At 36.3% G+C, this 25,055-nt stretch carries 20 protein-coding genes; 6 read left to right on the top strand and 14 right to left on the bottom strand.

The features are described 5' to 3' along the window. Window positions 1–204: 204 nt before the first annotated feature. The 8 genes from C7D53_RS03950 to C7D53_RS03915 form a co-directional block, all read right to left on the bottom strand. A complete protein-coding gene (locus tag C7D53_RS03950) occupies window positions 205–987 on the bottom strand; it encodes a hypothetical protein (protein WP_106915073.1) in 783 nt (260 codons plus the stop codon). Window positions 988–1,074: 87 nt separating this feature from the next. After that, window positions 1,075–1,848, bottom strand: a complete 774-nt coding sequence (locus C7D53_RS03945) for a hypothetical protein (protein ID WP_106915072.1) — start codon at window positions 1,846–1,848, stop codon at window positions 1,075–1,077. Between the two features lie 674 nt (window positions 1,849–2,522). Further along, the gene (locus C7D53_RS03940; protein WP_106915071.1) at window positions 2,523–4,118 is read right to left on the bottom strand and encodes a helix-turn-helix domain-containing protein; all 1,596 of its coding nucleotides are present in this window, start codon (window positions 4,116–4,118) and stop codon (window positions 2,523–2,525) included. Between the two features lie 358 nt (window positions 4,119–4,476). Further along, window positions 4,477–5,235, bottom strand: a complete 759-nt coding sequence (locus tag C7D53_RS03935; RefSeq protein WP_106915070.1) for a LytR/AlgR family response regulator transcription factor — start codon at window positions 5,233–5,235, stop codon at window positions 4,477–4,479. Window positions 5,236–5,309: 74 nt separating this feature from the next. Then, window positions 5,310–6,629 carry a RagB/SusD family nutrient uptake outer membrane protein gene (locus tag C7D53_RS03930; protein ID WP_106915069.1) on the bottom strand — a complete coding sequence of 440 codons (1,320 nt, stop codon included), beginning with the start codon at window positions 6,627–6,629 and terminating at the stop codon, window positions 5,310–5,312. A 12-nt stretch (window positions 6,630–6,641) separates the two neighbouring features. After that, complete coding sequence (locus C7D53_RS03925; protein WP_106915068.1) at window positions 6,642–9,974, bottom strand: SusC/RagA family TonB-linked outer membrane protein; 3,333 nt, start codon at window positions 9,972–9,974, stop codon at window positions 6,642–6,644. A gap of 6 nt (window positions 9,975–9,980) precedes the next feature. Further along, complete coding sequence (locus tag C7D53_RS03920) at window positions 9,981–12,566, bottom strand: zinc-dependent metalloprotease (RefSeq protein ID WP_106915067.1); 2,586 nt, start codon at window positions 12,564–12,566, stop codon at window positions 9,981–9,983. Between the two features lie 112 nt (window positions 12,567–12,678). Further along, the gene (locus tag C7D53_RS03915; protein ID WP_106915066.1) at window positions 12,679–14,262 is read right to left on the bottom strand and encodes a histidine kinase; all 1,584 of its coding nucleotides are present in this window, start codon (window positions 14,260–14,262) and stop codon (window positions 12,679–12,681) included. 352 nt (window positions 14,263–14,614) lie between these two features. Between C7D53_RS03915 and C7D53_RS03910 the strand changes: the two genes are divergently transcribed. Genes C7D53_RS03910 through C7D53_RS03900 form a run of 3 tightly spaced genes read left to right on the top strand, consistent with a single transcriptional unit; the run spans window position 14,615 to window position 16,635 of the window. Beyond that, window positions 14,615–15,790 (top strand): thioredoxin family protein, encoded by a 1,176-nt coding sequence (locus tag C7D53_RS03910; protein ID WP_106915065.1) that lies wholly within the window; start codon window positions 14,615–14,617, stop codon window positions 15,788–15,790. Window positions 15,791–15,797: 7 nt separating this feature from the next. Beyond that, window positions 15,798–16,424, top strand: coding sequence for a DUF3575 domain-containing protein (locus C7D53_RS03905; RefSeq protein ID WP_106915064.1), 627 nt, complete (start codon window positions 15,798–15,800; stop codon window positions 16,422–16,424). Window positions 16,425–16,428: 4 nt separating this feature from the next. Further along, window positions 16,429–16,635, top strand: coding sequence for a hypothetical protein (locus C7D53_RS03900; protein ID WP_076352406.1), 207 nt, complete (start codon window positions 16,429–16,431; stop codon window positions 16,633–16,635). Here C7D53_RS03900 and C7D53_RS03895 read toward each other — a convergent pair whose 3' ends face one another. Further along, window positions 16,636–17,832 carry an exo-beta-N-acetylmuramidase NamZ family protein gene (locus C7D53_RS03895; protein ID WP_106915564.1) on the bottom strand — a complete coding sequence of 399 codons (1,197 nt, stop codon included), beginning with the start codon at window positions 17,830–17,832 and terminating at the stop codon, window positions 16,636–16,638. A gap of 4 nt (window positions 17,833–17,836) precedes the next feature. Here C7D53_RS03895 and C7D53_RS03890 point away from each other — a divergent pair, with 4 nt between their 5' ends. Both C7D53_RS03890 and C7D53_RS03885 read left to right on the top strand, forming a co-directional pair. Beyond that, window positions 17,837–19,066, top strand: a complete 1,230-nt coding sequence (locus C7D53_RS03890) for an ABC transporter permease (protein ID WP_106915063.1) — start codon at window positions 17,837–17,839, stop codon at window positions 19,064–19,066. A gap of 123 nt (window positions 19,067–19,189) precedes the next feature. Beyond that, a complete protein-coding gene (locus tag C7D53_RS03885; RefSeq protein ID WP_106915062.1) occupies window positions 19,190–20,173 on the top strand; it encodes a PLP-dependent cysteine synthase family protein in 984 nt (327 codons plus the stop codon). 98 nt (window positions 20,174–20,271) lie between these two features. Here C7D53_RS03885 and C7D53_RS03880 read toward each other — a convergent pair whose 3' ends face one another. Genes C7D53_RS03880 through C7D53_RS03870 form a run of 3 tightly spaced genes read right to left on the bottom strand, consistent with a single transcriptional unit; the run spans window position 20,272 to window position 22,059 of the window. Beyond that, complete coding sequence (locus tag C7D53_RS03880; RefSeq protein WP_106915061.1) at window positions 20,272–20,802, bottom strand: hypothetical protein; 531 nt, start codon at window positions 20,800–20,802, stop codon at window positions 20,272–20,274. A gap of 36 nt (window positions 20,803–20,838) precedes the next feature. Then, the gene (locus C7D53_RS03875) at window positions 20,839–21,141 is read right to left on the bottom strand and encodes a chaperone modulator CbpM (RefSeq protein WP_076352410.1); all 303 of its coding nucleotides are present in this window, start codon (window positions 21,139–21,141) and stop codon (window positions 20,839–20,841) included. Between the two features lie 3 nt (window positions 21,142–21,144). Beyond that, window positions 21,145–22,059: a DnaJ C-terminal domain-containing protein gene (locus C7D53_RS03870; RefSeq protein ID WP_106915060.1), complete on the bottom strand. Its 915-nt coding sequence runs from the start codon at window positions 22,057–22,059 to the stop codon at window positions 21,145–21,147. A gap of 93 nt (window positions 22,060–22,152) precedes the next feature. Between C7D53_RS03870 and C7D53_RS03865 the strand changes: the two genes are divergently transcribed. After that, a complete protein-coding gene (locus C7D53_RS03865) occupies window positions 22,153–23,355 on the top strand; it encodes a dicarboxylate/amino acid:cation symporter (RefSeq protein ID WP_106915059.1) in 1,203 nt (400 codons plus the stop codon). A 57-nt stretch (window positions 23,356–23,412) separates the two neighbouring features. On the opposite strand, the gene C7D53_RS03860 is transcribed toward C7D53_RS03865, so the two are convergent. Beyond that, a complete protein-coding gene (locus tag C7D53_RS03860; RefSeq protein WP_106915058.1) occupies window positions 23,413–23,796 on the bottom strand; it encodes a DUF779 domain-containing protein in 384 nt (127 codons plus the stop codon). A gap of 89 nt (window positions 23,797–23,885) precedes the next feature. After that, window positions 23,886–24,920 (bottom strand): alcohol dehydrogenase AdhP, encoded by a 1,035-nt coding sequence (gene adhP / locus C7D53_RS03855; RefSeq protein WP_106915057.1) that lies wholly within the window; start codon window positions 24,918–24,920, stop codon window positions 23,886–23,888. Window positions 24,921–25,055: the final 135 nt, after the last annotated feature.

The following is a 25,055-nucleotide window of genomic DNA, read 5'->3' as shown; positions in this document are numbered from 1 at the left end:
TGCAGACTATGTACATTGATTAAAAATCTATATAACAAACCTATCTTTTAATTTATATTTTCACAAGATAATGCCTGTCAATATTCCTGAATTGTAACAGACAAAAGCCGGCCCTAAAGACCGACTTAATACACAATACAATGAATGCTGTAAAACACTATTCTAAAAAATTAGATTAACCATAGCGTTCACTCTTATTTAAATCTACTTAATCTCTGAAAAAGTAATATTAATAGATCTTCTTCCCAAAGACCAGCTTGAGGTAGTAGCTGCCCGAAAGCCCTCTGCCCATATTTTATCTCCAGGTTCCAGGATCATGGCAAAACTGTTGTTGATGGGTACACCTGTACCTCCGCCAGCTGCTGTTGCACCTGAAATTCCGGTTTGAGCTCCCCCATGAATAATTAATGATGCACTTCCAAAGGTTTCTATATTTTCCATTCTGATGGATGTTGCAATGGTATAAACTCCTTTTTTAACTACTGTAAATTCATTGGATAAGCTATCCCAAGTAGCAATAGCAGAATCTGCTGCTATATTCACTGTAGGAAAGGGAAATTTATAAGAAGTTCCTGCTGGTACTACGATGCCTGCATCTGCAAGACCACTCCCATTAAAGGCTGTCACCATTAAAGGGGCTCTTCCCAAATCATTAAACCTCATCCATTCATTACCATTGAAATAGTAATATCCGGTATCCACCACATTTCGGGTCTTTGGGGTAGTATTATTGGTAGCCAGAGCTTCAGTAATGTAGATAATTGTACCGGTCTGCGGACCGCTATAAACTGCATCTTTAGCTTTCAACTCACTTCCTTTCAATTTTGGAGCGATGAACCCGTCCGCTTTGGAAATATTACTTGCCTGTGATACCACTTCAAAGGTAACATTAGGTTGTGTAGTATTGATTCCAACCTGAGAATAAAGGGTGATAGAAAAAAACATACTGATCCATAAAAATAATTTTTCTTTTTTCAAAAATTGCATTATCAAATATTTATAAGTTATTATTAAAGTTGTTATTAGAATAGATTGGATAAAACACCTTGCTGTTGAATAAATGCTGATGTACTATCAGTTAATTTCGGAAAAGGTAATATTGAGACTTCTCTTCCCAACTGTCCAATTAGAACTAATCCTGGCTCCTTCTACCCATACTTTATCGCCTGGATTCAGAACCATACTTGAAGTCATATTATTTCGCTGGGTGTAAGGTCCAGGGCCGGATACAGCAACAGAGCTTGACAGTTCATTTTCAACACCTCCTCGGATAATAAGAGTAGCACCGCCTAGGGATGCAACATTCTCATAAATCAGAGATGCTGTAATGGTATAAACACCTCTTTTACTCACAGTAAGCTCATTGGATGTGCTATCCCAGGTTCCAATTTCAGGATCTACGGTAATATTCACTGTAGGAAATGAAAGTCTTTTGTAGACATTTACATTAATAATTGCAGCTTCGGGAGTTCCAGAGGCGTTAAAGGCAACTTTCGTTAATGGAGCAACTCCAACGTCATTAATGCGAATCCACTCCGTTCCGTTAAAATAATAATATCCGGCTGTAACCACCTTTCTAGTCTTTGGAGTGGTATTTGAGAGTAATAAACCCTCAGTAATATAAATAATAGCTCCTGTCTGGGCAGAGCCATAAGCTGCATCTTTTGATTTAAGTTCTGATCCTCTTAGTTTTGGGGTAATAATTCCATCTGCTTTATTGATACTACCAGGCACTGAAGAAACTTCCAAGGTTGCTGCCGGAGCATTTGTATTGATACCGACCTGTGAATACATCGTAATAGATGAAAACAGGGTACCAACCAATAAGATTACATTCTTTTTTTTCATGATTATATATTTTTAATGTTTTTTAGAATCAGATCTTAAACAATGGAAAGATGAATAAAAAAAGCCTTCGGGGAAAGTCATTCATAACGACCAGGGAACTCCCCAAAGAACTGTTGAGAATAAGTCCTAAAAAGTAAAATCTCTTCTCATCATTTAATATTGCAAAATTATCTTCAAATTTCAAACCCTACAATCAAAGGCCTGTTACTATTCGCGAATAACAACACCCTAAAACACAAATTAAAACACTCAAAATCAAAACATTAAATAACAACTAAACAAAATAATTCCCATTATATAAATTAGAATTATTTTGTTTGTTTTACAAAAAAAACCCGTCCCTAGAACGGACAGGCCAAACATCTTTATCATATTAAAAAACATGTTAAAAATATTTTATATAAAAGGATATTAGTGTAATATTATTCCAAAAATATATTCTCTCTTCTTTCACTCATACTCTTACATATAAGGGAAATCGCTAAATATTTAGCTGAGATAAACTTAAAGCGAATATTTCAAGCTCCCAACAAAAGGGCTGTTATTATTCCCGAATAGTGACAGGATTATCTGTTGTAAAATATTAATATTCAATAGACTATTAAGATTTATAACTTTCAATTATTCATAGTTTACTAAAAAACAACCCCTGATTTATAAATCAGGGGTTGTTTTTATCGAATATCAGGACCGTCTTGAGCCCTTTTCTGAAGTTGGGAGATAAAATCAGAAGGTGAAATATCCATATGCTTTTTAAAGATATTGGCAAATCTGCTATGAGAGGAATAACCGCACATTTCGGCTAAATAACTAATCTTATAGTTTCTGTATTCAGATTCTGTATAAAGTTTTTTGACGATATAATCAATCCTATGATGGTTAATATAATCACTGAAATCTGAATTTCTGTATTTTCTTATAATATAGGACAGATATTTAGTGTTGGTATTGAGATGGGATGCCATCTTAGGCCTCGAAATATTTTTATCCAGATATAAATGCTTCTGTTCAAAATCCTTCATGCTCCTCACCAGCTCTTCTTCTTTCTCTGCACTGATCTGGAGAGCAGTATCATCTTTAACCTCTGATTCCAAATGCTCCTGTACTACAGAAAGGACAGGTGAATCTGTATTTCCTGTTTTCTGTTGTTGTTTAAGATGGTCAATAATTTTTTCAAACTGTAGTTTACTTTTCTTTTTTTGCTTCTTATAATAAAAAAATAATCCAATCACAAAAACCGCCAGTACTATGGATACTGAGATTAGGATATACATATATTCTTTGAATTTATTTTTTTTGGCAAATTCTTCTTTAAAATCCTGATCGGCAAGGGTAACAAGCTCGTCCCTTTTTATAAGGTCAATAGAATCTTTAATCTGGTTAATTTCAAGCAATCCTTTATAATCATGTACATTTCTGTAGTAATTTCTGAGGTCATTGATGACAACATCAATCACTTCTTTATTTTTATTGGCAAGGGCAATTTCTTTTGCCTTTAATAGGTGAATTCGGGCTTCTTCAAACTGCTTACGTTTCATGGCAAGATTCCCCAAACCTCTGTAAAGCAATGCATTTTCATTATAATAAGATTTGATGACAGATTTTTTCAGGTTATTCTCAGCTTTATGAAATGAATAATCTGCAGAGTCAAGATTGTTTTTCTGAACATATACTTCACCAAGTTTCAGAAGTGATCTTCCTAAGAGATAGTTGGTAATATCATTCTCAGGAATTGTTTTCAGGTAGGCCTGGTTATTTTTGATCCCTTTTATAAAGCCTAATGTATCTCTATCTTCAATTTTTTGTAACGCCTCTGTTTCAAGCATCATGGCATAGATATACTTGCTTTCCAATGATCCGGACAATGACTTGCTGGCTGCCACTGCCCTGTCTATAAACTGTTTACTCGCATCTTTAAGATCTAATTTTAAATACTCGGCTGCAAGGCGTTCATTAGCCAGAGTCTCCCAATCCGGAAACTTGGCTTTTTTACTCATAGAGTCTATTTTCTTCCAATATCTAATAGATTTACTGGCATTCAGCTTTCTGGAATAGGCGGAAGCGATCACTACAAGTGATTTTATTTTTTGAGCTTCTGTTTGTGATTTTTCATAAAGAGAGTCTCCAATTTTAAGCATATGATCTACCTGTTCCTCCTTGAAAGACCTAAAATAAGCTGCATCAAATTTCTGATCATTTTTATTTTGAGATTTTACTGATGTGGTAAATAGGAAGACTGAAAGGAAAATATAAAATGGTGTATGAGTCATATTTTTTTTCAAAACAAGTTTTATAGTTTAAAAAACTTTATAATAAAGTTAAAGCAAAACTTAAAACGAGAAAACAGACTGTATCAAAAACAATCTAATCTGTGCCTTATTAAAAAGTGTTCTTCATCACAAATTTAAGTTTTTTTAGCATTTCTTATGATTTTTTATTCAACATCAACAAAAGAGCTTTTTTATGTTGATAATATCCTATTTATTAAGTCATTGCTTAAAAAAAGAATCATACGAACATGCTTAAATGGGTTAATTTGAGTACCTCCAATCCTCCATATTAATCTATTGATGCACCATAACTACTTACAAAAGCAGCCATTAAAGTTTATAATCTGCAATTAAAACATCAGCTATTCAGCCAGTTCAGACACTCGGCGATCTGCATTTTACTGATAAAAACGCCAGTATTCACTTCAGGTTCAGGAGAAAGTCTCAATTCTACTTTCTGGCTTGAGTGTTTAATAATCTCTGTAACAGCTTCTTTATTGATGATAAACTTGCGGTTAACTTTAAAAAATAAATTAGGATTCAGTTTTTGAATGATATCCTTGATGGTATCATCATAAATATAGGTTTGATGATCTTTTGTAGTAAGAAAAAGATATTTTCCAGAAGCAAAGAAGTAAGCTGTATTCTGTTCATCCACAGATTTAAGTTTATTTCCTTCTCTTACCATAAAGCGCTTCATCACCTCAGAATCATCCTGACGCAATGTAGAGATAGATCTCAATACAGGTTCAGGATCGAAATTACTAATGGAAATGAATTTTTGCAATGCTTGATGTAAATCTTCTTCTTCAAAAGGTTTCAGAAGATAATCTATGGTAAAGTGCCTGAAAACCCTCATGGCATACTCATCAAAGGCTGTTATGAAAATAATTGGAGTAAAGAGTTCAACCTGTTCAAAGATTTCAAGACTCATCCCATCTCCTAAATGGATATCCATAAAAATAAGGTCTGCGGAGTCTTTTTCGAAGAATTCTATTGCCTGTTTTTTTGACCGAAGAACCACAGTATCAGTGACTGAGACTATGTTTTGTTTATCCAATAAATTCTTCAGATAATTAACTGCCAGCAATTCATCTTCTATAATTGCAATTTTCATAACATTGCAAAAGTACAAAAAAACCGCTAAAACAATCAAGTTCAAGCGGTTTCAAGGGTTGTTAATATGAAGTGTTATAAATTAGGATTATTCTTCTTCGCACTCATCGGATATTCTATCGTATATCTCACATCATTCTGTTGAAGAATATATTCCTTACCATTGATGGTATGGGTAATTGTTTTTTGGTTTGCTCTTCTCAGATCGAACCATCTATGTCCCTCTGCTGCAAATTCTCTGAACCTTTCATCAAGAATAAAGTTCATGAAGTCTGTAGCATTCATTGGGGTAATATCATTTTGCACTGAAGCATATCCTTCAGCAGTATATCTGTTTTTTAATACCTTTGATAAGGCTTCTTTTGCCTCACTCAGTTTTCCAAGCTTCAATAATGCCTCAGATTTTATAAAATACATTTCAGTAGTTCTAAAGGATACTTTGAATTCAGAGCTTCCTTTTTTAATGATTTTATACTGGCTTCCATTTTTTTCAAAATAGATTTTGAATCTTTTATCTGTAGTGCTGTTGAATTTTGAGATCAGCTCAGCAGATGCAAAGGATAAGTTCTGTGCAGCACTGTCAAATACATCATCCAAAGCCATGATAGATTCTACAGACATATAATGATGTGGAGCTGTATTGCTAGTGTTTAAGTTGCTCAGTTCTCCTTTTATAGCTAATGCCTGATCTGCATAGGATAATGCCTTATTCCAATCATTTTCATAAAGGGCAGTTCTGGCCTGCAAAGCCAATAATGCTACTTTGGAAAATCTATAATTGATACCTGCAGACTGCTGTTGCTCTACCATAAGTCCTTCTGCCTTACTTATATCTGCATGAACCTGATTATAAACTTCCTGTACGGAAGATGGCTTCAATACTGCTTCAAGATCCATTTCAAGATTGATAGGAACTCCTCTGTCTGTAGAGGCTGTAGCGCTATTATACGGCTTTCCGTATAGGTTAACCATGTCAAAATACACATAGGCACGCAGTGCATAGGCCTCTGCAAGAATCTGTTGTTTCTCCGGAGAGTCCTGCATTGTCTTGCTTCCTTCATTGATGATTTGGTTCAGGTAAAAAACCACTGAATAAAACTTCACCCAAGGAAATTCTGCTGTTGCCGAGTCATTATTGGCATCCTTCCACATTGCAATTTCACGATAAACGTTAAAATCACTTATATTTTCATTAATATTTACCTCATCTGTACGAAGCACAGAAAGAGATTTGTGAGACGGATATTTTGCATAGGCAGATGTAAGAACCTTACGATAATCTTCTACAGTTACCGGAATAACTTTTCCCTCTGGTTGTACATCCAAAAACCTGTCACACCCTATACTGGTAAAGCTGATTACTGCTAGCGCTATAATTGTTGTTATTTTTTTCATTGTTTTCAAGTTTTAAAAAGAAACATTAAATCCTATTGTAACAGACTTTGTAATAGGCTGTGCATAGATATTACCATAGGTTTCCGGATCAAAATACCCTTCGTAGCCATTGCTGAATACAAATAGGTTACGTCCTTCAACACTTAATCTAAGACTAGTGATTCCCATAGGAGCAGTAAATTCCTTAGGAAGTGTATACCCTAAACGAATACTGCTGATTCTTACATAACTCACCTCTTTAGCCCATATATCAAGTAATCCGTAGGTATTGGAACGGTTACCGGCAAACCATTTGTTGGCCATCCATCCATCTGGGTTTGCATCCATATCAGGACTTGTAATTCCCGGCAAAGAGTTTCCTGCTTCGTATATCTCTCTTGTATAGTTTCTTCCTCTGTCGAAATCCATTCCTCTGTAAGATGGAGTACGCATTACAGTCTGCTTGAAGTTGAATGTAGCGGCAACGGTAAAGTCAAAATTATGAACTTTAAAGGTGTTGATAATTCCTCCGGTAAACTTAGGGTCTCTATCTCCTACATAGGTAAACAGGTTTCTTAATTCTTCGTTTGAAAGTTTTGTATCTACAAACTGACCCGGAAGAAAATCTGCATATACATCATAAAGTTTAAAGAAATCTGCAGCTTTTACCTTTTCATTTCCTTTCCAGAACATGGGGTTACCATTCTCATCCATCCCTGCCGTTTTCAGGGCAAACACAGCATTTACAGGAAGTCCTTCTCTTGACGGAAGCATCGCATTATCACGAGGCTGTTCGCTAAGGACATTACTCTTGTTATGAGCAAAATTGATAGTAGTTGACCATTTGAAGTTCTCCTTGTTGATGTTTCTGGTAGATAACGCCAATTCAAAACCTTTATTGGTAAGACTACCCCAGTTCATCATGGTGTATTCGAATCCGGTTTCAAGCGGAGTTTCTTTCATACTGATCATATCCGTTCCTTTTCTGTTGTAAACATCTGCGGTAAGATTCACACGGTTATTAAATAACCCCAAATCAAGTCCAAAGTTGATATTGGTTGTTTTTTCCCAACGAAGTTTATCATTTGGCGGGCTGATCACATTGATCACGTCTTCTCTCATTCCCGGAAGAATGTTTGCATAGTTGTATTCACCAATAAAGAAAGGTGAAGTATTACGGTCAATATTCCCCTGCAGACCATAAGAAGCTCTTAGTCTAAGATTGGAAACAGCTGTGATATTCTTCATGAAGTTTTCCTTCGTTACCAACCAAGATCCTGACACAGCCCATATTGGAAGATATTTATATTTTTTATTGACTCCGAATAAATTGGTTCCGTCATATCTTACACTTCCAAAGAAGGTATATTTCTGATCATATGTATAAGAAGCCGTAGCAAACATTGATGCATAAGCATTCTCTACAGGTGGCATTTCACGGTAGGTCTCATACTTCTTTTCTGCTGCAAAATTGGAGCTAGGAAAAGCTATAGGAGTTGCTGTTCTGGTATTCTTATTATAACCAAAAGCTCTGGTAAGCGTAGTATTATCTTCCGTCTTACGAAGTTCAGTTCCCGCCATCAAATCAATTTCATGTACGGAATTGATTTTTGTATTGTAGGTTCCCTGCAACTTCCAGTTATACTGAAAGAAATCATTATTCCAGTTCTGCTTGATATCTCCGGCAGGCAGGAAATAACGGTATGCACCATCTTTATAGTAACGGGTTCCTTCTTTCATCTTTCTCGTAAAGTAGGTTTCCTGTCCAGCATATTTTTCCGTCTTATTGGTATCATACTGAATACCCAACTGTGAAGTAAATCTCAGGTTTCTGGTTGCTTTGTACTCTAAGTCCAATATTGCCTTTAACGAGTGATTCTTCAGTGTATAACTTGTATTCTCTCTTTCTTCAAGGAAATTGAAAGGAATATAAGTATCTGCAAAACCATCTATATCCTTATCATATTTGTAACTTCCATCCGGATTGAAAGGATTCATGTACGGATTGGCATTTCTTGAATAGTTGATAGGACTTGCTGCAGCATCTGCATCCGTCATGAACGATTGTCTCTCGCTCTGTGTACCGAAAATAGAGATTCCTGCATTTAACTTATCACTTAGTTTATAATTGTTTTTCAGGGTTAGGTTATACCTTTTAAAACCAGTTCCAATGGTTGTTCCCTCTTCATCAAAATATCCTAGTGAGAAATAATAGTCAGAAGTATCACTACCTCCTGAAATGCTTACTCCATACTGCTTGTTGATGGCATTTCTGTAAAGTAATTTCCCCCAGTCGGTATTATTATTTCTTAATGTATTAAGCTGCTGACGCGTCAATGGATTCAAAGCATCTAAGCCTCCGCTTCTAAAATCATCAAGTTGGTTATTCTGAGTTAAAATTCTCATCACTTCTCCTTTATCAGCACGGTAAGTAAGGTCTGCACGCTTTGCAAGCATTAGCTCAAGATCTACTTTTTCAGAGGCATTCAAAAGGTTCAAACGGTCAAAATCAGGACGGGCTGTGATAAAAGTATCTGCTGAGAAGTTTAACTTCATACTTCCCTTTTTCCCTTTTTTTGTGGTAATGGAAATTACTCCGTTGGCTGCCCTCGCTCCATAAATTGCCGTTGCAGCAGCATCTTTCAGGATGGTAATATCCTCAATATCGTTAGGATTCAACCCTGCAATAGAGAAATTCTGAAGCTGGTCAATATTATCTTTATCTGTGAAGTTCGGCACGTCATTTCCCTCTAATGGAAGCCCGTCAATTACCCATAGTGGATCCTGTGGACCGGACAATGAAGCCGTTCCACGAATTCTTATTTTTGCCGGAGCACCCGGAGCACCGGTTTGAGGAGCAACTGCAACCCCTGCAATCTGTCCTGCCAGCATCTGGTCTACACTTGCTACCCCAGCCTGGCTTATGTTATCCATTTTTACCGTAGCTACCGCTGAAGTTTGCTTACGTTTTTCAATTTTCTGATATCCGGTAATGATAACCTCCTGAATTTTATTTTTGTCTGAAACCTCAGGGCTCAGCCTCACCGTATAATTTGTTTTATCCTCATTGATTAATATCATCCTGGACTCGTAACCCGGATAACTTATCAATATAGACTTTGTGCCTGCCGGTACTTCCAGTATAAACTTTCCGTCTTTATCGGCAACTGTACCTACTGATACACTTTCAATAATCCCGTCCAAATCAGTTTTTGTAGAAACAGATTGGGCTTCTATTTTTATAGATGCACCGGCAATTGCGCCGGAAGTATTACCATCTTCTATCTTTCCTGTAATCGTTTTCTTTTCCTGAGCAAACGCGACCTGAGCAGCTAAAAGAGGTAAAAGTATTAGAGTTTTTTTCATAGCTGTTTATTTATTTAAAGCCTCTTCAATACGAATAATTAAATCTGTGTAATGAGCTCTTGAAGCGTCATCACCTTTGTATCTGGTTCTATTCAGCAAGTCCAGAACTTTTTGTAATTCTGCTCTCTTATAAGTAGTTACTTCAGATACCCTTTTCATGGATGAGTAATTAATGTTTCTAAGATTTTTATCTTCTTCGTGATAATTACAGATCATTGGCATATTCAGATTATGATCTGTTTTTAACCCTTTTACTGCTGTTTTTTCGAACAATTTATTCACTGAAACAATCATCGCATCCACATAGTTCTTCTGTGCCATTTTTTCAAAAATTGTCAGGCTTCCCTTTTTATTGAAAACGGCTGTTCTTACCTGGTCAAATAGATTCTCCACGGTATAAATTTCATCCTTAGAACCTGAAACTTCATGTTTTAATTCATTTTCAAGTAACCTAAGCAGTCTGTCATCCATAAACAGGGAGTAAATATTGGCATACTGCATACCTCTTGCCAAGGTATATGGCGTCTGCTCAAATGGCCCCATTGGTGAATTTTTAACCGGATAGGTCTTCTCTGTAATTGGGTTGAAGAATAACCATTCCGGAAGGTTGATTGCATTTTTAACAAGGTAATCAACTGCTCTTCTCTGTATTTCGGCAGGAACCGGTTCGTACGCTTTTTTCTTGTTACCAAAAACAGTATTATTCAGATAGATACCTCCTACATTCGCCATTACATGCCCTGTATACAAGTCCCATTGCCCAATAGCTTCTAAATACAGCTTACCTGTTGCTGTATAATCTTTACCATCTTCATAGGTCCATTTTAAAAGATTATCTACAACCACTTTCAGGTTTTTCATTCCGTATTCGCTTGCCTTCATTGCATCATCTCCCAAATCTTCAGACTGCGAACGCGGATCTATTGTTTCCAGGTAACTTTGCTGTTCTCCGTAGAAGTACATGGGGTCATCTTGATGTTTTTCAATCAGGTTTCTCAATGCTTTTTTCTCAACAAATTCATCCGGATACCAACGATACCCCCATTCAATGGCATATTTATCATAAAGCCCAATTTTCGGAGTGATTGCTGTAACACCATCTTCCGGCTGGGCTACATAGTTGTAACGTGCATAATCCATAATGGAAGGTGCAGTTCCACCCATTCTATCTGTAAATTCCTTTGAGCGAAGTGATTCTACAGGGAATGAGAAAGATGCGCCCATATTGTGCTTCAACCCGAATGTATGCCCTACTTCATGAGATGAAACAAATCGGATAGCTTCTCCCATATGTTCATCACTAAACTTATTTCCTCTGGCTTTCGGGTCTATTGCACCAGTCTGAATTCTCATCCAGTCATGAAGAGAAGTCATTACATTGTGCCACCAGATGATATCGGCTTCAATAATTTCACCACTTCTTGGATCTACTACTGATGGGCCCATTGCATTTGACTTCGGTGAAGCCGCATAGGTGATTACGGAATACCTTACATCATCAATATCAAAGTCTTCATCCTTTTCATCCGGCATTTTTGCAATCACAGCGTTTTTAAAACCTGCCTGTTCAAAGGCAACCTGCCAATCATGTACTCCTGCAATAATTTTTTCACGCCATTGTTTTGGAGTCGCAGGATCTATATAATAAACAATTTGTTTTTTAGGTTCTACCAGTTCTCCTCTAAGATATTTCTCCTTGTCTTCATCTTTAGGCTCTAGGTTCCATCTCGTGATGAAGAACTTTTCGTCCATTTTCTGCTGACGATCATTGAAAGTCCAATGTTTTTCAGAGAAAAACCCTACTCTAGCATCTGAAACTCTAGGTTTCATAGGTACGCTAGGTAGCAATACCAGATTACTAGTAACTCCCAATGTCACCGGTAAATCTACCCCTCCTTCATTTACGGAAGTACTCAGCTGAGACTTCACAACAAGGTTTTGTGGAAATGTTTTTACTCCTTCTATATAGGAAAGACTTGATTTTACTGATCCGCCAAGGCCTACATTCGCCAAAACATCATTAAAACTCTTCTGATTTCCGTCAAAAACCTTGTTCACCTTAATGGCTACTGAAGTGGAATCATTGTTTTGTGCTTCAATATCAAACACCTCAATTACAGATTCTGAAAAGTTATCCTTAACAGATTTTGTAATGGCATCATTTTTAGGTGAAGACACTTTAGCCTCAGAAGTTTTAACCCATACTTTCTTGGCTAGTCTGTCACGGTGAAAAGAAATGATCTTATTTTCATAGTTCATTCCTTTATTTAAACCTGCTTCATTCACCTGCATAGGTACCTGAGATAGCTTGTTGACTACCAAAAACTGGCGTCCCATCAAACTGTCCGGTATTTCAAAATAAACATCCGTTTTTACCTGTATCGTATTGAAAATCCCCTTTTTATAGGTTCCTTTTTTGATCAGTTCGTCAATTTTTTTTGCTTTTTTTGATGATGAAACATCTGTTTTTTCAGCTTTGTCCTTGGCCGTTTTTACAGTATCCTTTTTCTGTGCCAGTACTGCCGGCGAAGCCAATGCTAGTCCTAGATACAGAGCAAGTCTGTAATTCTTCATTAAAATAGTCCGATTCATTCCAAATAGTAAATATCTTAGTTTCAGCTAGCAAAGCTATAGGTATAGTGAATTATTAAATAATATTAGGGAGTGAGAGGTTGTTTTTTGGGAGTGAATGGATTTTTTTATTTTACTTCATTAATGGCAAAAAACATATGAAATTTTCACCATCTACAGAAATATGAAACAGATTATTCTTAAAATACTCATAAACCTGATTCAAATAATCAATTCCGAATTTCTCACCCTGAACCACCTCTGTTTTAGGCTGCCAGGTATTCTTCACCGTAATCCCCTCCTTTTCTACGATAATAATGATTTCCAGCGGTTGATCTATTGTTGCAATATTATGTTTTATAGCATTTTCCACTACAATTTGCAGAGATAGATAAGGAATCCGTTTTTCTAAACTTTCAGGACAATTGATAATAAGTTCAAAGCTAAGTTCTTCATCAAACCTGCTTTTCAGAAGTTCCATATATTTTTGGATAAAATCAATTTCCTTGGCAACAGAAACTATATTTTCCTTTGGGGGAACAATCAGGTACCTATAAATCTTAGAAAGGTTCATGGTAAACTTCTGAGCATTATCCTTATTGATCCCAATCAGCATATAAAGCGAGTTCAATGAATTGAACAAAAAATGCGGGTTGATATTATTTTTAAGCTGCTGCAACTGATTAATCACCTCTGCCTTGTGCATTTTTTCATTTTCCACCAGCAATAAGTTTTTCTCTGTTTGTATCTTTTCTTTTTCTCTGTAGGCAATGCTGGCTGACCTTTGAAACAAAATAAAGACTGTTACAATAAGGAACAGAGCAGCCAGAAATATATAAATGGTATAGGTTTTTACTTTGTTGGTATTTTCATCAATAATAAAGTTAACGTGATTTACCACGGTATACCCATCAAAATTATCTGTTTTTAAAGGTTTTATAAATCGGGTAACTTCCACTCCAAGATATTCAGAAACAGCAGTTCTTTCTGTATATCCGGATTTTATGGTATTACATAGGGTATCTTGTGGTTTAATATCTGTAAATTCAAAAATATTTTTTCCAAGGTATTTTTTTTCCGGATGAGTAATACAAATCCCCTCCTTTGTAAAGACATAGGCATACGTATTGGAACTCTTATCTACGTTGATAAAATACTGATGAAGATCATCCAGACTTACCGTAGAGCCGTAATACAATCTATTTTTACCAGGAAGTACAAGAGAATCATAACTCACCCAATAGATACTGTCTTTGCGAGTAATCAGAAGATCTTTAAAGTGTCCCGGACCATTGTTTTTTATAGCAACCGACTTTTCTGTGCTTTCCCTATTTTTAAAAAGATCGGCTAAAGGATTGTTGCTTTCAGATTTTCCGTTTCCATTCTTATCATAATAGTACCAGCTGTAAGTTAAAAGATTTCTTTTTTTGTTTAACCCATTTAAAACCAAAGAATAGTCTTTATAATTCTTCAGGCCATCTTTTTGGATCAATTCACGAAGCAGGTATTGATAGTCTTCAATATTTCTAAATTCATTTTCTACCGATTCATATTTCCGGAAGAACGTTTTTCTTGCAAAATCCTCAGTATTTTTCCGGCTGTCTTCTGTGATTAAGAGACTTAGAACAGCAAATGCGGCCACCGCGATGAAGCAGACAGAAATTGCTGTAATGTAAACAGATTTTCGGGATAAGGTATGTTTAAATTGAATACTCAAGATCTTCTACATTGTTATTTTCCTCAAAAGAAAGATTCCGGCAATACTTATAGCAAAGCCTATTTTTGTGATTCTTCCGCAGATAATTTATTAGTTTGCAAAGATATAACAAAGATTTCAGGACCAAAAAGTGAATTAAAAATAATTGAAAACAAGTGATCAACAGGACTGTTTGGAGGGTCAAAATGTAGGGTCAAAATATTTTTTCTGAAAAATAAGTTTTTTGTATGCCTTAGAACAGGATCAGAAAAGCGATAAATCTTAAAATTAGTTAATATAGATATTCAATCAGCAGATTACGCACTTAAATATTTTGAAATTAGTTATCTTCGCCTACAAATCTAATTTGAAAATGAAGAAGATCATCTCCGGAATCTCTATTTTTTGTTCTATCATTATTTCAGCACAGGAATCAATCCAGTTCCAGGACCTCCCATTCAAGGAAATTATAGCAAAAGCCAAAAAGGAAAAAAAATTGGTTTTTATTGATGCGTATGCTTCATGGTGTGGTCCCTGTAAAATGATGGAGAAAAATGTTTTTCCTCAGAAATCGGTAAAAGACTATTATAATACAACCTTCATTAATGCAAGATTTGATATGGAAAAAGGAGAAGGAAGAGAAATTGCAGCCAAGTATGGGGTTCGCTCTTATCCTACTTATCTTTTCCTGAATGGTGATGGTGAGCTTGTTTCCAGAAATACCGGCTATATGGAGGAAAGTCTATTTGTAGCAATGGCTCAGGATATCAATTCACCGGGGAATAATAAAAGTTCACTAAAAGATAGATTTGCCAAGGGAGAAAAAGACCCTACATTCCTGATCAATATTATGAAACTTAATTCTGATACTGATTACGAATTTGCCAAGAAAGCTTCAGAAAGATATTTTGAAAACAAAAAAAGCACTGAAGAATTTTCAAAGGATGAAATTGGATATTTATTATTTTTCTTAAAATCAACCGAAGATTCCAATTATAAAGCTTTTTCTTCGAGAAAATCAGATATTATCAAGTACCTTCCGGAAGAAACCTATAACGAATTTGATGCCCAGTTGAAGCTATCAAAAGTTGTTGAGCAATCCATTGATGATAAAAATAAAAGAATCAATGATGAGTATTTTCTGAAAACAGCTGAACCCTTAGTTGGCAAGCAGTTAGCTACCGCAAAACTTAATCAAACCAAGCTCAGTTATTACGAACAAAATGCCAATTTTCCTGAGTATGAAAAAGCAGCCCTTGATTATTACAAAAACTCGGATTCATTTAATCCTGATGAGTTGTTAAGAGCAGCATGGGTATTTTTAGATCATGTAAAAACTCCATCATCATTAAAGAAAGCTACTGAATGGGCAGAAAAGTCAGTAATGAGAGGAGAAACCTCTGAAAACACTTATATTCTTGGTAAGCTTTACTTTTTAACCGGTAACAAGGAGATGGCAAAAAATTATGCAGAGATGTCCAGAAATATAGCCACTCAGTCCAACAAGGACTCTAAATTAGCAGAAGAATTATTAAATCAAATAAAATAACACATTGATGAAGTACAGAGTATTAGTAAGTGCCTTGGCCTTATTGGCAGTAGGATCTCTAAATGCACAGGAACAGAAGCAAAGCGGGGAAAAGAGTTTATACATAAAAGGAAATGCTCTGTTAGCTCCAATAGGTATTATCAATCTTGGTATAGAAAAACAAATAAGCCCTAAATATACTATTCAGGGAGATGTTCTTATCTCACCCTGGAAGTCTTTTGCAGGACATGAACTACAAATCTATTCAGTATCTGCAGAAGGAAGGTATTATTTTAAAGAAGCATTCAAGCATTGGTACGTAGGAGCCAATATTTCATTTGCTGCCTATAATCTCCAAAAATGGAGCTATTGGAAAGAAGGAACCCTTACTACAGAAGCAGGAGTGGTTTATCAAAATACCGACCTTTATCAAAAAGGATTTTCATTGATGCTAGGTATCACAGGGGGATATCAGTTTCAGTTATCTGAACGTTGGAACCTGGATCTGTATGCTACAGTCGGAACATCTCAAGGATTCTATAAAGGATATGACCGTGTAACGGGAGAACGCTACGATGGAGCTGAAAAGTTAAATAAAAGTGGTGAAATTATACCTTACAGAGGTGGAGTAATGATCTCTTACAAATTTAAATAGAACAATGAAGTTATTCGGAAAAAACCATATTATTATTTCAGTGATCACTTTTGTGATCCTTTTTTTAATGAACTATCTTGGGAATGACCTTCCAGATAAATTACAAAGAGCCTTATTAACAGCCTTTGCAGGTGTTGTGGGTCTAACCATTGGACTTTTCATATTAAATAGGGGCAAGAATGATAAAACTCCACCCCAAAATTTTGATTAATTAATCTTCATAGATTACATATTGGGTTCTGATCTTTTCAAAATCCTCTAAATCCTTTTTCCACGAAGCCTTAATTTCCGGAATTGATTTTCCAGCAATAATCTGCTTTCTGAATTCATCAGTTCCGGACAGGGTATCAAACCATAAGTTTTTCAAAAAGAAATCCAGTTGTGGATTTTTATAGTTTTGGTAGGCCTTTATTACCCACTCCAAATTCAGTTCTCTTAAATCTTTAGGATAATTGGAAAGATCTTCTCCATAACAAAGCTTCCCGTTTAAGAAAGGGTCTTTAGCTCCATAACTTGGTTTTGGAGTAAATTGGTAGGGTAAACTTTCTGTCCACGGAGAACCGTAAATCTGAAAAGGCTGCTCAGTTCCCCTTCCCACAGAAACCTGAGTTCCCTCAAAAAAACATAAACTCGGATACAGGTTAATGGCTTTATCATTAGGTAAATTAGGAGATGGTTTATCTAATATTGGGTACCGCTGTTTTTTGTGATAATTTTTCATAGGAATTAAGGTATATTTTGCCTGAACCTCATTCTTCAGCCACTTTTCACCATTTACCATTTTCCCATATTCACCTATTGTCAAACCATAGACTACAGGGACTTCGTGCATTCCCACAAAACTGGTCCATTTCTTTCTCAACACAGGACCATCAGTATATCCGTCATGTGGGTTTGGGCGATCTAACACCATTACTTCTACCTTATTTTCGGCACCAGCCTCCATCAGATAAGTTAAAGTTGAAATATAAGTATAAAACCTCACCCCAACATCCTGAATATCAAAAACAACAATATCGATCCCAGCCAATTGTTCTGGTTTTGGCTTTTTATTGCTTGCATACAAAGAAACAATAGGAATTCCTGTTTTAACGTCTACTCCATTCTTCACTTTGGCTCCGGCATCAGCGTCTCCCCTGAAACCATGCTCCGGTGCAAAAATAGATTTGATCTTAACACCATTCTTTACTAAAAAGTCTACCAAGTGAGTTTTATCACTCATTAAACCTGTTTGATTAGTAACTACACCAATTGTTTTTCCTTTTAATAATGGTAAATAAAGCTCAGGTTGGTCCGCACCGGTTTTAAAATCCGATTGAACTTGAGTTTGAGAATAATATTGGTTGAATACTCCTAAAAAAATTAGGCAAATCAGAAGTAAATTTTTAATTTTGAAATCTAAATTCATAAGCTTGAAGTTTCCTTTATATTTCTCTAGAAAAATAGCATTTTCCAAAGATAACAAAAATAACCTATCACGGGTTATCATCTTCATTGGCAGGCTTTCTGTAGCTCTTGGAATCATTGTTTCCCTGATTACTGTAGCCACTGGATTAGGTTCCAAAAAGGCTATCAAAGAGAGGCTTGCAGATTTCAGCGGACATATTACGGTAAGGTCTACCCGATCTAATTCCTCATACAATACTTCGGTTTTGGATAATCAGGGATTAAATATTTCAAAAATAAAGGGACTTCCTGATGTGGAAACTGTTCAAAAATATGCAACCGTTACAGGTATTATGCGTAATGAACATAATTTTGCAGGAATCATTTTTAAAGGAATAGGTAAGGATTTTGACAGCTTAAGGTTTAAAAAATTTCTTCTTGCCGGCACCACACCTAAGGTTACCGAAGTAGGGTTCAATAATGATGTTGCCATTTCACAAAAAGTGGCCAATGACCTTCACCTCAAGATAAATGACAGCATAGTTACTGTATTTTTAAAAACCGATCAAAAACCAATCTACCGTAAATTCAGAGTTATCGGAATCTATAGAACAGATATTAAAATGATTGATGAACAGTTCGTTATTGGCGGTATCAATCATGTAAGAAAAATTCTGGATATGAAAGGTGACGAAATTGGAGGTGTTGATATTTTCCTGAAAAACGTTAACGACATCGACAAGGATTTTCCTGACATTGAAAAACTGATCGGCTATAAAAACTATGCAGAAAAAGCCACTGAAAAATTTCCGCAGATCAATGACTGGATCAGTATTTTTGACACCAATATTGCACTAATTATTATCATTATGCTGATTGTGGTGGTTATCAATATCATTATGGTTCTTCTGATCCTTATTATTGAAAGAACAAATTCTATTGGTTTACTAAAGACATTGGGAGCCAGCAATGCACAGATCAGGGCTACCTTTATCAACTATACGCTTATCATTATGATTCCCGGGCTTTTGTATGGAAATGCCATTGGATTAGGATTAATATTAATTCAAAAATTCTTTGGAGTTATCAAACTTAATCCGGAAAACTATTATGTAAGTACAGTTCCCGTGGATCTGAACCCTATTGCCATTGTTTCCATTTCATTGGGAATTCTGGCTATCTCAGCGCTTGCATTAATTATTCCAAGTTACCTGATCAGTAAGATATCTCCGGTGAAAGCAATTAAGTACAATTAATTATTAAAAATTGATGATTATCGATCATTGAAAACTCCTTTCAATGGTTCATTATCGTCTACAAATCATACAGGGCATAGATAATTTTAAAAGCATTATCTTTGCACCGCATATAAAACATTTATGAAATACGCAAAAAATATCCTTGAAACGATAGGTAACACACCGCTGGTAAAACTTAACAAAGTGTTAGGTGAAGACTTCCCGGCGCTAGTTTTAGCAAAAGTTGAGACATTCAATCCCGGAAACTCCGTAAAGGACAGAATGGCTCTTAAAATGATAGAAGATGCCGAAAAAGACGGCAGATTAAAACCTGGAGGAACCATCATTGAGGGAACTTCCGGAAATACAGGAATGGGATTGGCACTTGCTGCCATTATTAAAGGCTACAAATGTATTTTTGTAACCAATTCTAAGCAATCTAAGGAAAAATGTGATATTCTTCGCGCTGTAGGAGCTGAAGTAATTGTTTGTCCTACAGATGTAAAGCCTACTGACCCGCGTTCTTATTACTCAGTTTCAAAAAGACTGGCTAAGGAAACTGAAAACGGATGGTATGTCAACCAATATGACAACTTATCCAACAGAACGGCTCACTATGAATCTACAGCTCCTGAGATCTGGGAACAGACTGAAGGTAAACTGACTCATTTTGTAGCAGGTGCAGGAACAGGAGGTACCATTACAGGATGCGGAACATTCTTCAAGGAAAAAAATAAAGACATCAAGGTAATTGGTGTTGATACTTACGGATCTATTCTTAAGGAATTCCACGAAACCGGAGAATTACACTACGACCATGCCTATACTTACATTACGGAAGGAATTGGGGAAGATATTATTCCTGAGAACTATGACATGGCTGTAATTGACCATTTTGAAAAGGTTACGGATAAAGATGGGGCCATCTATGCTCGAAAACTGGCTAAAGAAGAAGGTATTTTCTGTGGATATTCTGCGGGAAGCGCAATTGCTTCATTAATTCAAATGAAAGATCAGTTTACAAAAGATGATGTCATTGTAGTTTTACTTCACGACCACGGTTCAAGATATGTAGGGAAAATCTACAATGACGAATGGATGAAGGAAATGGGCTGGCTGGACTAAGCATACAAGCAAAATAATGAAAGGGCAAATCATGTCAAATGACTTTACTTTTGCTGCTTTTAATATAAAATAAAAATCAGAGCGTTGCTCTGATTTTTTTATTGTTTATTGGTATTTTCCTTTAAGGTTTTCTTTAGCAGATTATACTCTTTCTCACTCATGGATTTCTGTGGAAACATATAATTGTATTTACCTTCCAGAGAGATAAACTCATTATTACTGTCAAAATATTCAAAGTCTTTCCATTCGCTGGTTTCCTTTTCTCCATCAATATTCACTGTGAAAAAGTTCTGATCAAACCTGATCTCGTATACCTTACATCTTTCAAGCACGCTTAAATAATGATTAACCTGTTTTTTCCATCTTGAAACCTTATTGACACTTACAGACAAGAAAACGGCACAAAGCAGGAATATAAAACTCAAGAAGTATAAAATACCTTTACTGTTCTCACTTAAGCTGTCTTTCAAAAAAAATACAATGACTAAGATAATAGCAGCTGCAATGGTTGTTATAGTTTTACTTTTAGTTGTAGGTGAAAAAAGCAGACTTCCCTGGTTACCACTAAAATAAATATCCTCAAAATTCTTTCTGTCAGTTCTTAATGTAATAACCTTTTCCTCACTCATAATGCATGGTTTGTTTTAAAAAGCTACAAAACTAAGCTAAATATCTTCATATTGGTCACTTATTGCAGAAAGTTTGTTCATCAGATCCCTGTTTCTACGTTTTAAGGCTTCCAGTTTATTCAGCATATTATGAATAACCTCCAAGCCTGGCAGATTGATTTCAAGATCATAGTGCCAGTTGGTAAACTTTTCAAGATCAGGCAGGTCTTCATACATCAGATAATGAATATTGTCTTCCACCTGGATATTCAATAAGCCATATTCTACAAGGTCATCAAAAAATGTGATCTCTATATTGTATATTCTTACGAGTTCTTCCCGTGATATTCTTTCACTCATAGCCTAGGAATTTTTAAGTTGTTCAAAAAGTTCTTTCTGCTTCTCTGTAAGGTTGGTAGGCAGTTTCACTTCATAGGTTACAAAAAGATCACCGTATTCACCTTCTTTTTTGTAGATGGGAAATCCTTTTCCTTTCAATCTTACGGTAACTCCGGTTTGCGTTTCCGGTTTTACTTTTAGGTTTACACTTCCATCCAGAGTATTTACCTTTACATCACCACCCAAAACAGCAGTATACAGATCAATGATCACTTTTGTTTTAAGATCGTCACCTATTCTTTCAAAATCAGGTTCTGCAGGAATATTGAATGTAATATACAAATCTCCGCTTGGCCCACCGTTTACTCCCGGATTTCCATGCCCTTTCAGTTTAATCTGCTGTCCGTCATAAACTCCTGCAGGAATGGTTATTCTTACCTTTTTTCCGTTGATTTCAAAAGTTTGTGGATGTGTTGCTGCGGCATCTCTTAGGCTTAGATTCAGCTCAGCCTGTACATCTTTTCCTTTGAATTTCCCGGAAGCTCTTCCTCTCGAACTTCTGCCAGGGCCTCCTGCACCACCAAACATATTTTGGAAGAAATCTGAAAAATCCTCACCCTCTCCAAAATCAGCCCCTGAGAAGCCTCCCCCTCCGTAATTTTGCTGCTGATATTGTCTTTGCTGTTGCTGTTGGGCTTTTTCGTATTCCTCACCATGTTTCCAGTTTTCACCGTATTTATCATATTTAGTACGGTTTTCAGGATTACTGAGCACTTCATTTGCTTCATTCAGCTCCTTAAATTTCTTTTCAGACTCCTTATCATCGGGGTTAAGGTCCGGATGTAGTTTTCTAGCCAACTTTCGGTAGGCTTTTTTAATGTCATCTTGTGTTGCGTTTTTATCTACGCCTAGAATTTTATAGTAATCTATATAAGCCATAGAAACGATGTTTACTCAAATTTATGAAATTTAGGCTTGAAAATTGCATAGCAGAGTGTTAAAAATAAACCTATCTTTGATAAAAAGCGCCACATGAAAGAGGTATTAAAAAACTACTCAGGAATCATATTTTTACTTTTGGGAATCACTATTGGAAGCATTATAGGCATTGTAGCTCCTGGTTTTGTGGAATACATAAAACCATTGGGAGACATTTTTCTTAATCTGCTTTTTGTAAGTGTAGTACCCTTGGTATTTTTTGCTGTTTCCAACTCTATTGCCTCTTTGGAACAACAATCAAGATTCGGAAGAATCATTCTTGTGATGGCACTTACCTTTCTATTTTTTATTCTTACGGCAGCTATTTTCACTATTTGCGTAGTGTATCTTTTTCCTGTTTCAGGAGTTTCCGGAAGTTCAGAGATTGTAGCAGAGGCGGCAAGTGAAGAAAGTTGGGGAAATAGAATTGTAAGCTTTTTCACTGTGGGAGAATTTACTGCACTTTTTTCAAGACAAAATATGCTTGCACTGCTTATTTTTGCATTCTTGACAGGTTTTGCAGCCAGAAAAACAGGAGAAAGCGGGCAACCTTTCAGAGTTTTTATTGCTTCAGGATATGAGGTAATGAAGGAACTTCTTTTATTGGTTATGAAACTGGCTCCGATTGGTTTAGGAGCTTATTTTGCCTATCAGGTAGCGACATTGGGGCCGCAGCTTTTTGGATTTTATGCTAAACCTTTAGGGTTGTATTATATTGCAGGAATTATTTATTTCCTTGTCTTCTTTTCAATCTATGCATTCATGGCGAGTGGAAAAAATGGGGTTAAAAGTTTCTGGACCAATGCCATTTATCCTACACTTACAGCAATAAGTACCTGCAGCAGCTTTGCAACCATGCCTGCAAATCTACAGGCAGCCTCCAAAATTGGAATTCCCAATTCTATTGCAAATCTGGTGATTCCTATTGGTACTACTTTACATAAAAATGGGTCATCAATGTCTTCTATTATTAAGATTTATGTGGCTTTTTTAATTATTGGAAAAGATTTTTTTGATCCTGCCAATTTGCTTCTGGCTTTAGGAATTACCGTTTTTGTAAGTATTGTAGCTGGGGGAATTCCTAATGGTGGCTATATTGGTGAGATGCTGATGATCTCTGTTTATAAACTTCCCCAGGAAGCCATTCCTGCTGTAATGATTATCGGAACTCTTGTAGATCCTTTAGCAACAGTTCTAAACTCTGTGGGAGATATTGTTGCAGCTATGTTTGTGAATCGATTTGTAAAAGTCACCTGATGAAAATCTTATTATTAATACATTTTACCGGTGCTTTTACTCTACAATAGGCCTAACCTATTCACTGCGTTGTACAGGTTCAAGGTTTTCATATTCTTCAGGAGTGAAAAGTCTATAATGAACCTTAAATGTTTTTCCTAAAGGTGTTTCCAATGAAAATCCTCCCGGTCCGAAACCATCTGTTATATCGAGTGTAAAGTGCGAGTATTTCCAGTATTCAAAAAGATCGCGGTCTATCCAGAATTCATATCCGTTTATAGTTCCTATCATGGCATCATTCATCCTTGGAAAGAATCCTCCTTTTTCGAAGCATTGTGGCTGTGTTCCCTCGCAGCATCCGCCTGCCTGATAAAACATGAGTGCCCCATACTTATCTTCAAGTTCATGAATGACTTCAAGTGCTTTTTCTGTTGCAGAAAGCCTTGCTGTTTTTCTTTCCATTATTTTATTTTTTTCAAATTTAAAATTGAATCTTGTTATTAGAATAAAGAGGCTCGGCAAAGGTATTTGCCGAGCCTGCAGCTCATTGTTTAATTTGAGTTTGCAATATCCAACACAATCCGTCCATCAATCTGTCCTTTTTTCATTTTATCAAAGACATCATTAATATCTTCGAGTTTTGCTGCAGTTACAGTTGCTTTTACCAATCCTTCATTGGCAAAATCCAGAGCTTCCTGCATATCTTTTCTGGTTCCTACAATAGAGCCTCTTACCGTTATTCTTTTTAAAACTGTTTCAAAAATCGGTAATTCAAAAGATCCGGGAGGCAGTCCATTCAAAGCAATGGTTCCTTTTCTTCTCAGAACATCTATTCCCTGTTTAAAGGCAATAGGTGAAACCGCTGTAATTAATGCACCATGCATGCCACCAACTTCTTTATGCAAATATTCTCCGGGGTCTGTATTTTTTGCGTTTACCACAAGATCAGCACCCAATTTTTTCGCCAATTCCAATTTATCATCTGCTACATCAATGGCCGCAACATGCATTCCCATTGCTTTTGCATACTGAACTGCTACATGTCCCAGTCCTCCGATTCCTGAAATGGCGACCCACTCTCCAGGTTTTGTTTCTGTTTCTTTGAGTCCTTTATAAACAGTTACTCCTGCACATAAAATAGGAGCAATCTCCAAGAAGTTAACATTGGATTTTAGATGTCCCACATACCTGGAATCTGCAATGACATATTCTGCAAAGCCGCCATCTACGCTATACCCTCCATTTTTTTGGGCCTCACAAAGTGTTTCCCATCCCGTGATACAATAATCACAGCAACCGCAAGCGCTGTATAGCCAGGGAACTCCTACTGCATCACCTTCTTTTACAAAGGCTTCTGGTCCGCAAGCTACTACTATACCTACTCCTTCGTGTCCCGGAATAAGGGGCATTTTGGGTTTAGCAGGCCAGTCTCCATCTACAGCATGCAGGTCTGTATGACAAACGCCACAGGCTATTACTTTCACAAGAACTTCATATCTACCGGGTACTCTTACGGGTACTTCTTCTATTTTCAGGGGCTGTCCGTAGCCTTGAACGACGGCAGCTTTCATTGTTTTTGGAATCATATTTTATTTTTTGAATTGAGTTTTTATGGGTTATCAGTTTCCTGCTCATCCGAAAAATTCCGGATAAGAAAATTAGTATTTGCGTGAGGGATAGTAAGGGCGGCGAGGAACGAGCCGGTGCAGAATGCAATGAAG

Origin of the sequence: Chryseobacterium aurantiacum, assembly GCF_003020585.1 — a bacterium.
GTDB classification, from domain to species: domain Bacteria; phylum Bacteroidota; class Bacteroidia; order Flavobacteriales; family Weeksellaceae; genus Chryseobacterium; species Chryseobacterium aurantiacum.
Note: the sequence above shows the minus strand (reverse complement) of the source record. Positions and strands in the feature narration are given on the sequence as shown.

Excerpts from the sequence above, each read along its gene's own strand:
- C7D53_RS03950 (WP_106915073.1), bottom strand. The coding sequence starts at position 987 with ATGCAATTTTTGAAAAAAGAAAAATTATTTTTATGGATCAGTATGTTT.
- C7D53_RS03945 (WP_106915072.1), bottom strand. The coding sequence starts at position 1,848 with ATGAAAAAAAAGAATGTAATCTTATTGGTTGGTACCCTGTTTTCATCT.
- C7D53_RS03940 (WP_106915071.1), bottom strand. The coding sequence starts at position 4,118 with ATGACTCATACACCATTTTATATTTTCCTTTCAGTCTTCCTATTTACC.
- C7D53_RS03935 (WP_106915070.1), bottom strand. The coding sequence starts at position 5,235 with ATGAAAATTGCAATTATAGAAGATGAATTGCTGGCAGTTAATTATCTG.
- C7D53_RS03930 (WP_106915069.1), bottom strand. The coding sequence starts at position 6,629 with ATGAAAAAAATAACAACAATTATAGCGCTAGCAGTAATCAGCTTTACC.
- C7D53_RS03925 (WP_106915068.1), bottom strand. The coding sequence starts at position 9,974 with ATGAAAAAAACTCTAATACTTTTACCTCTTTTAGCTGCTCAGGTCGCG.
- C7D53_RS03920 (WP_106915067.1), bottom strand. The coding sequence starts at position 12,566 with ATGAATCGGACTATTTTAATGAAGAATTACAGACTTGCTCTGTATCTA.
- C7D53_RS03910 (WP_106915065.1), top strand. The coding sequence starts at position 14,615 with ATGAAGAAGATCATCTCCGGAATCTCTATTTTTTGTTCTATCATTATT.
- C7D53_RS03905 (WP_106915064.1), top strand. The coding sequence starts at position 15,798 with ATGAAGTACAGAGTATTAGTAAGTGCCTTGGCCTTATTGGCAGTAGGA.
- C7D53_RS03900 (WP_076352406.1), top strand. The coding sequence starts at position 16,429 with ATGAAGTTATTCGGAAAAAACCATATTATTATTTCAGTGATCACTTTT.
- C7D53_RS03895 (WP_106915564.1), bottom strand. The coding sequence starts at position 17,832 with ATGAATTTAGATTTCAAAATTAAAAATTTACTTCTGATTTGCCTAATT.
- C7D53_RS03885 (WP_106915062.1), top strand. The coding sequence starts at position 19,190 with ATGAAATACGCAAAAAATATCCTTGAAACGATAGGTAACACACCGCTG.
- C7D53_RS03880 (WP_106915061.1), bottom strand. The coding sequence starts at position 20,802 with ATGAGTGAGGAAAAGGTTATTACATTAAGAACTGACAGAAAGAATTTT.
- C7D53_RS03875 (WP_076352410.1), bottom strand. The coding sequence starts at position 21,141 with ATGAGTGAAAGAATATCACGGGAAGAACTCGTAAGAATATACAATATA.
- C7D53_RS03870 (WP_106915060.1), bottom strand. The coding sequence starts at position 22,059 with ATGGCTTATATAGATTACTATAAAATTCTAGGCGTAGATAAAAACGCA.
- C7D53_RS03865 (WP_106915059.1), top strand. The coding sequence starts at position 22,153 with ATGAAAGAGGTATTAAAAAACTACTCAGGAATCATATTTTTACTTTTG.
- C7D53_RS03860 (WP_106915058.1), bottom strand. The coding sequence starts at position 23,796 with ATGGAAAGAAAAACAGCAAGGCTTTCTGCAACAGAAAAAGCACTTGAA.
- adhP (WP_106915057.1), bottom strand. The coding sequence starts at position 24,920 with ATGATTCCAAAAACAATGAAAGCTGCCGTCGTTCAAGGCTACGGACAG.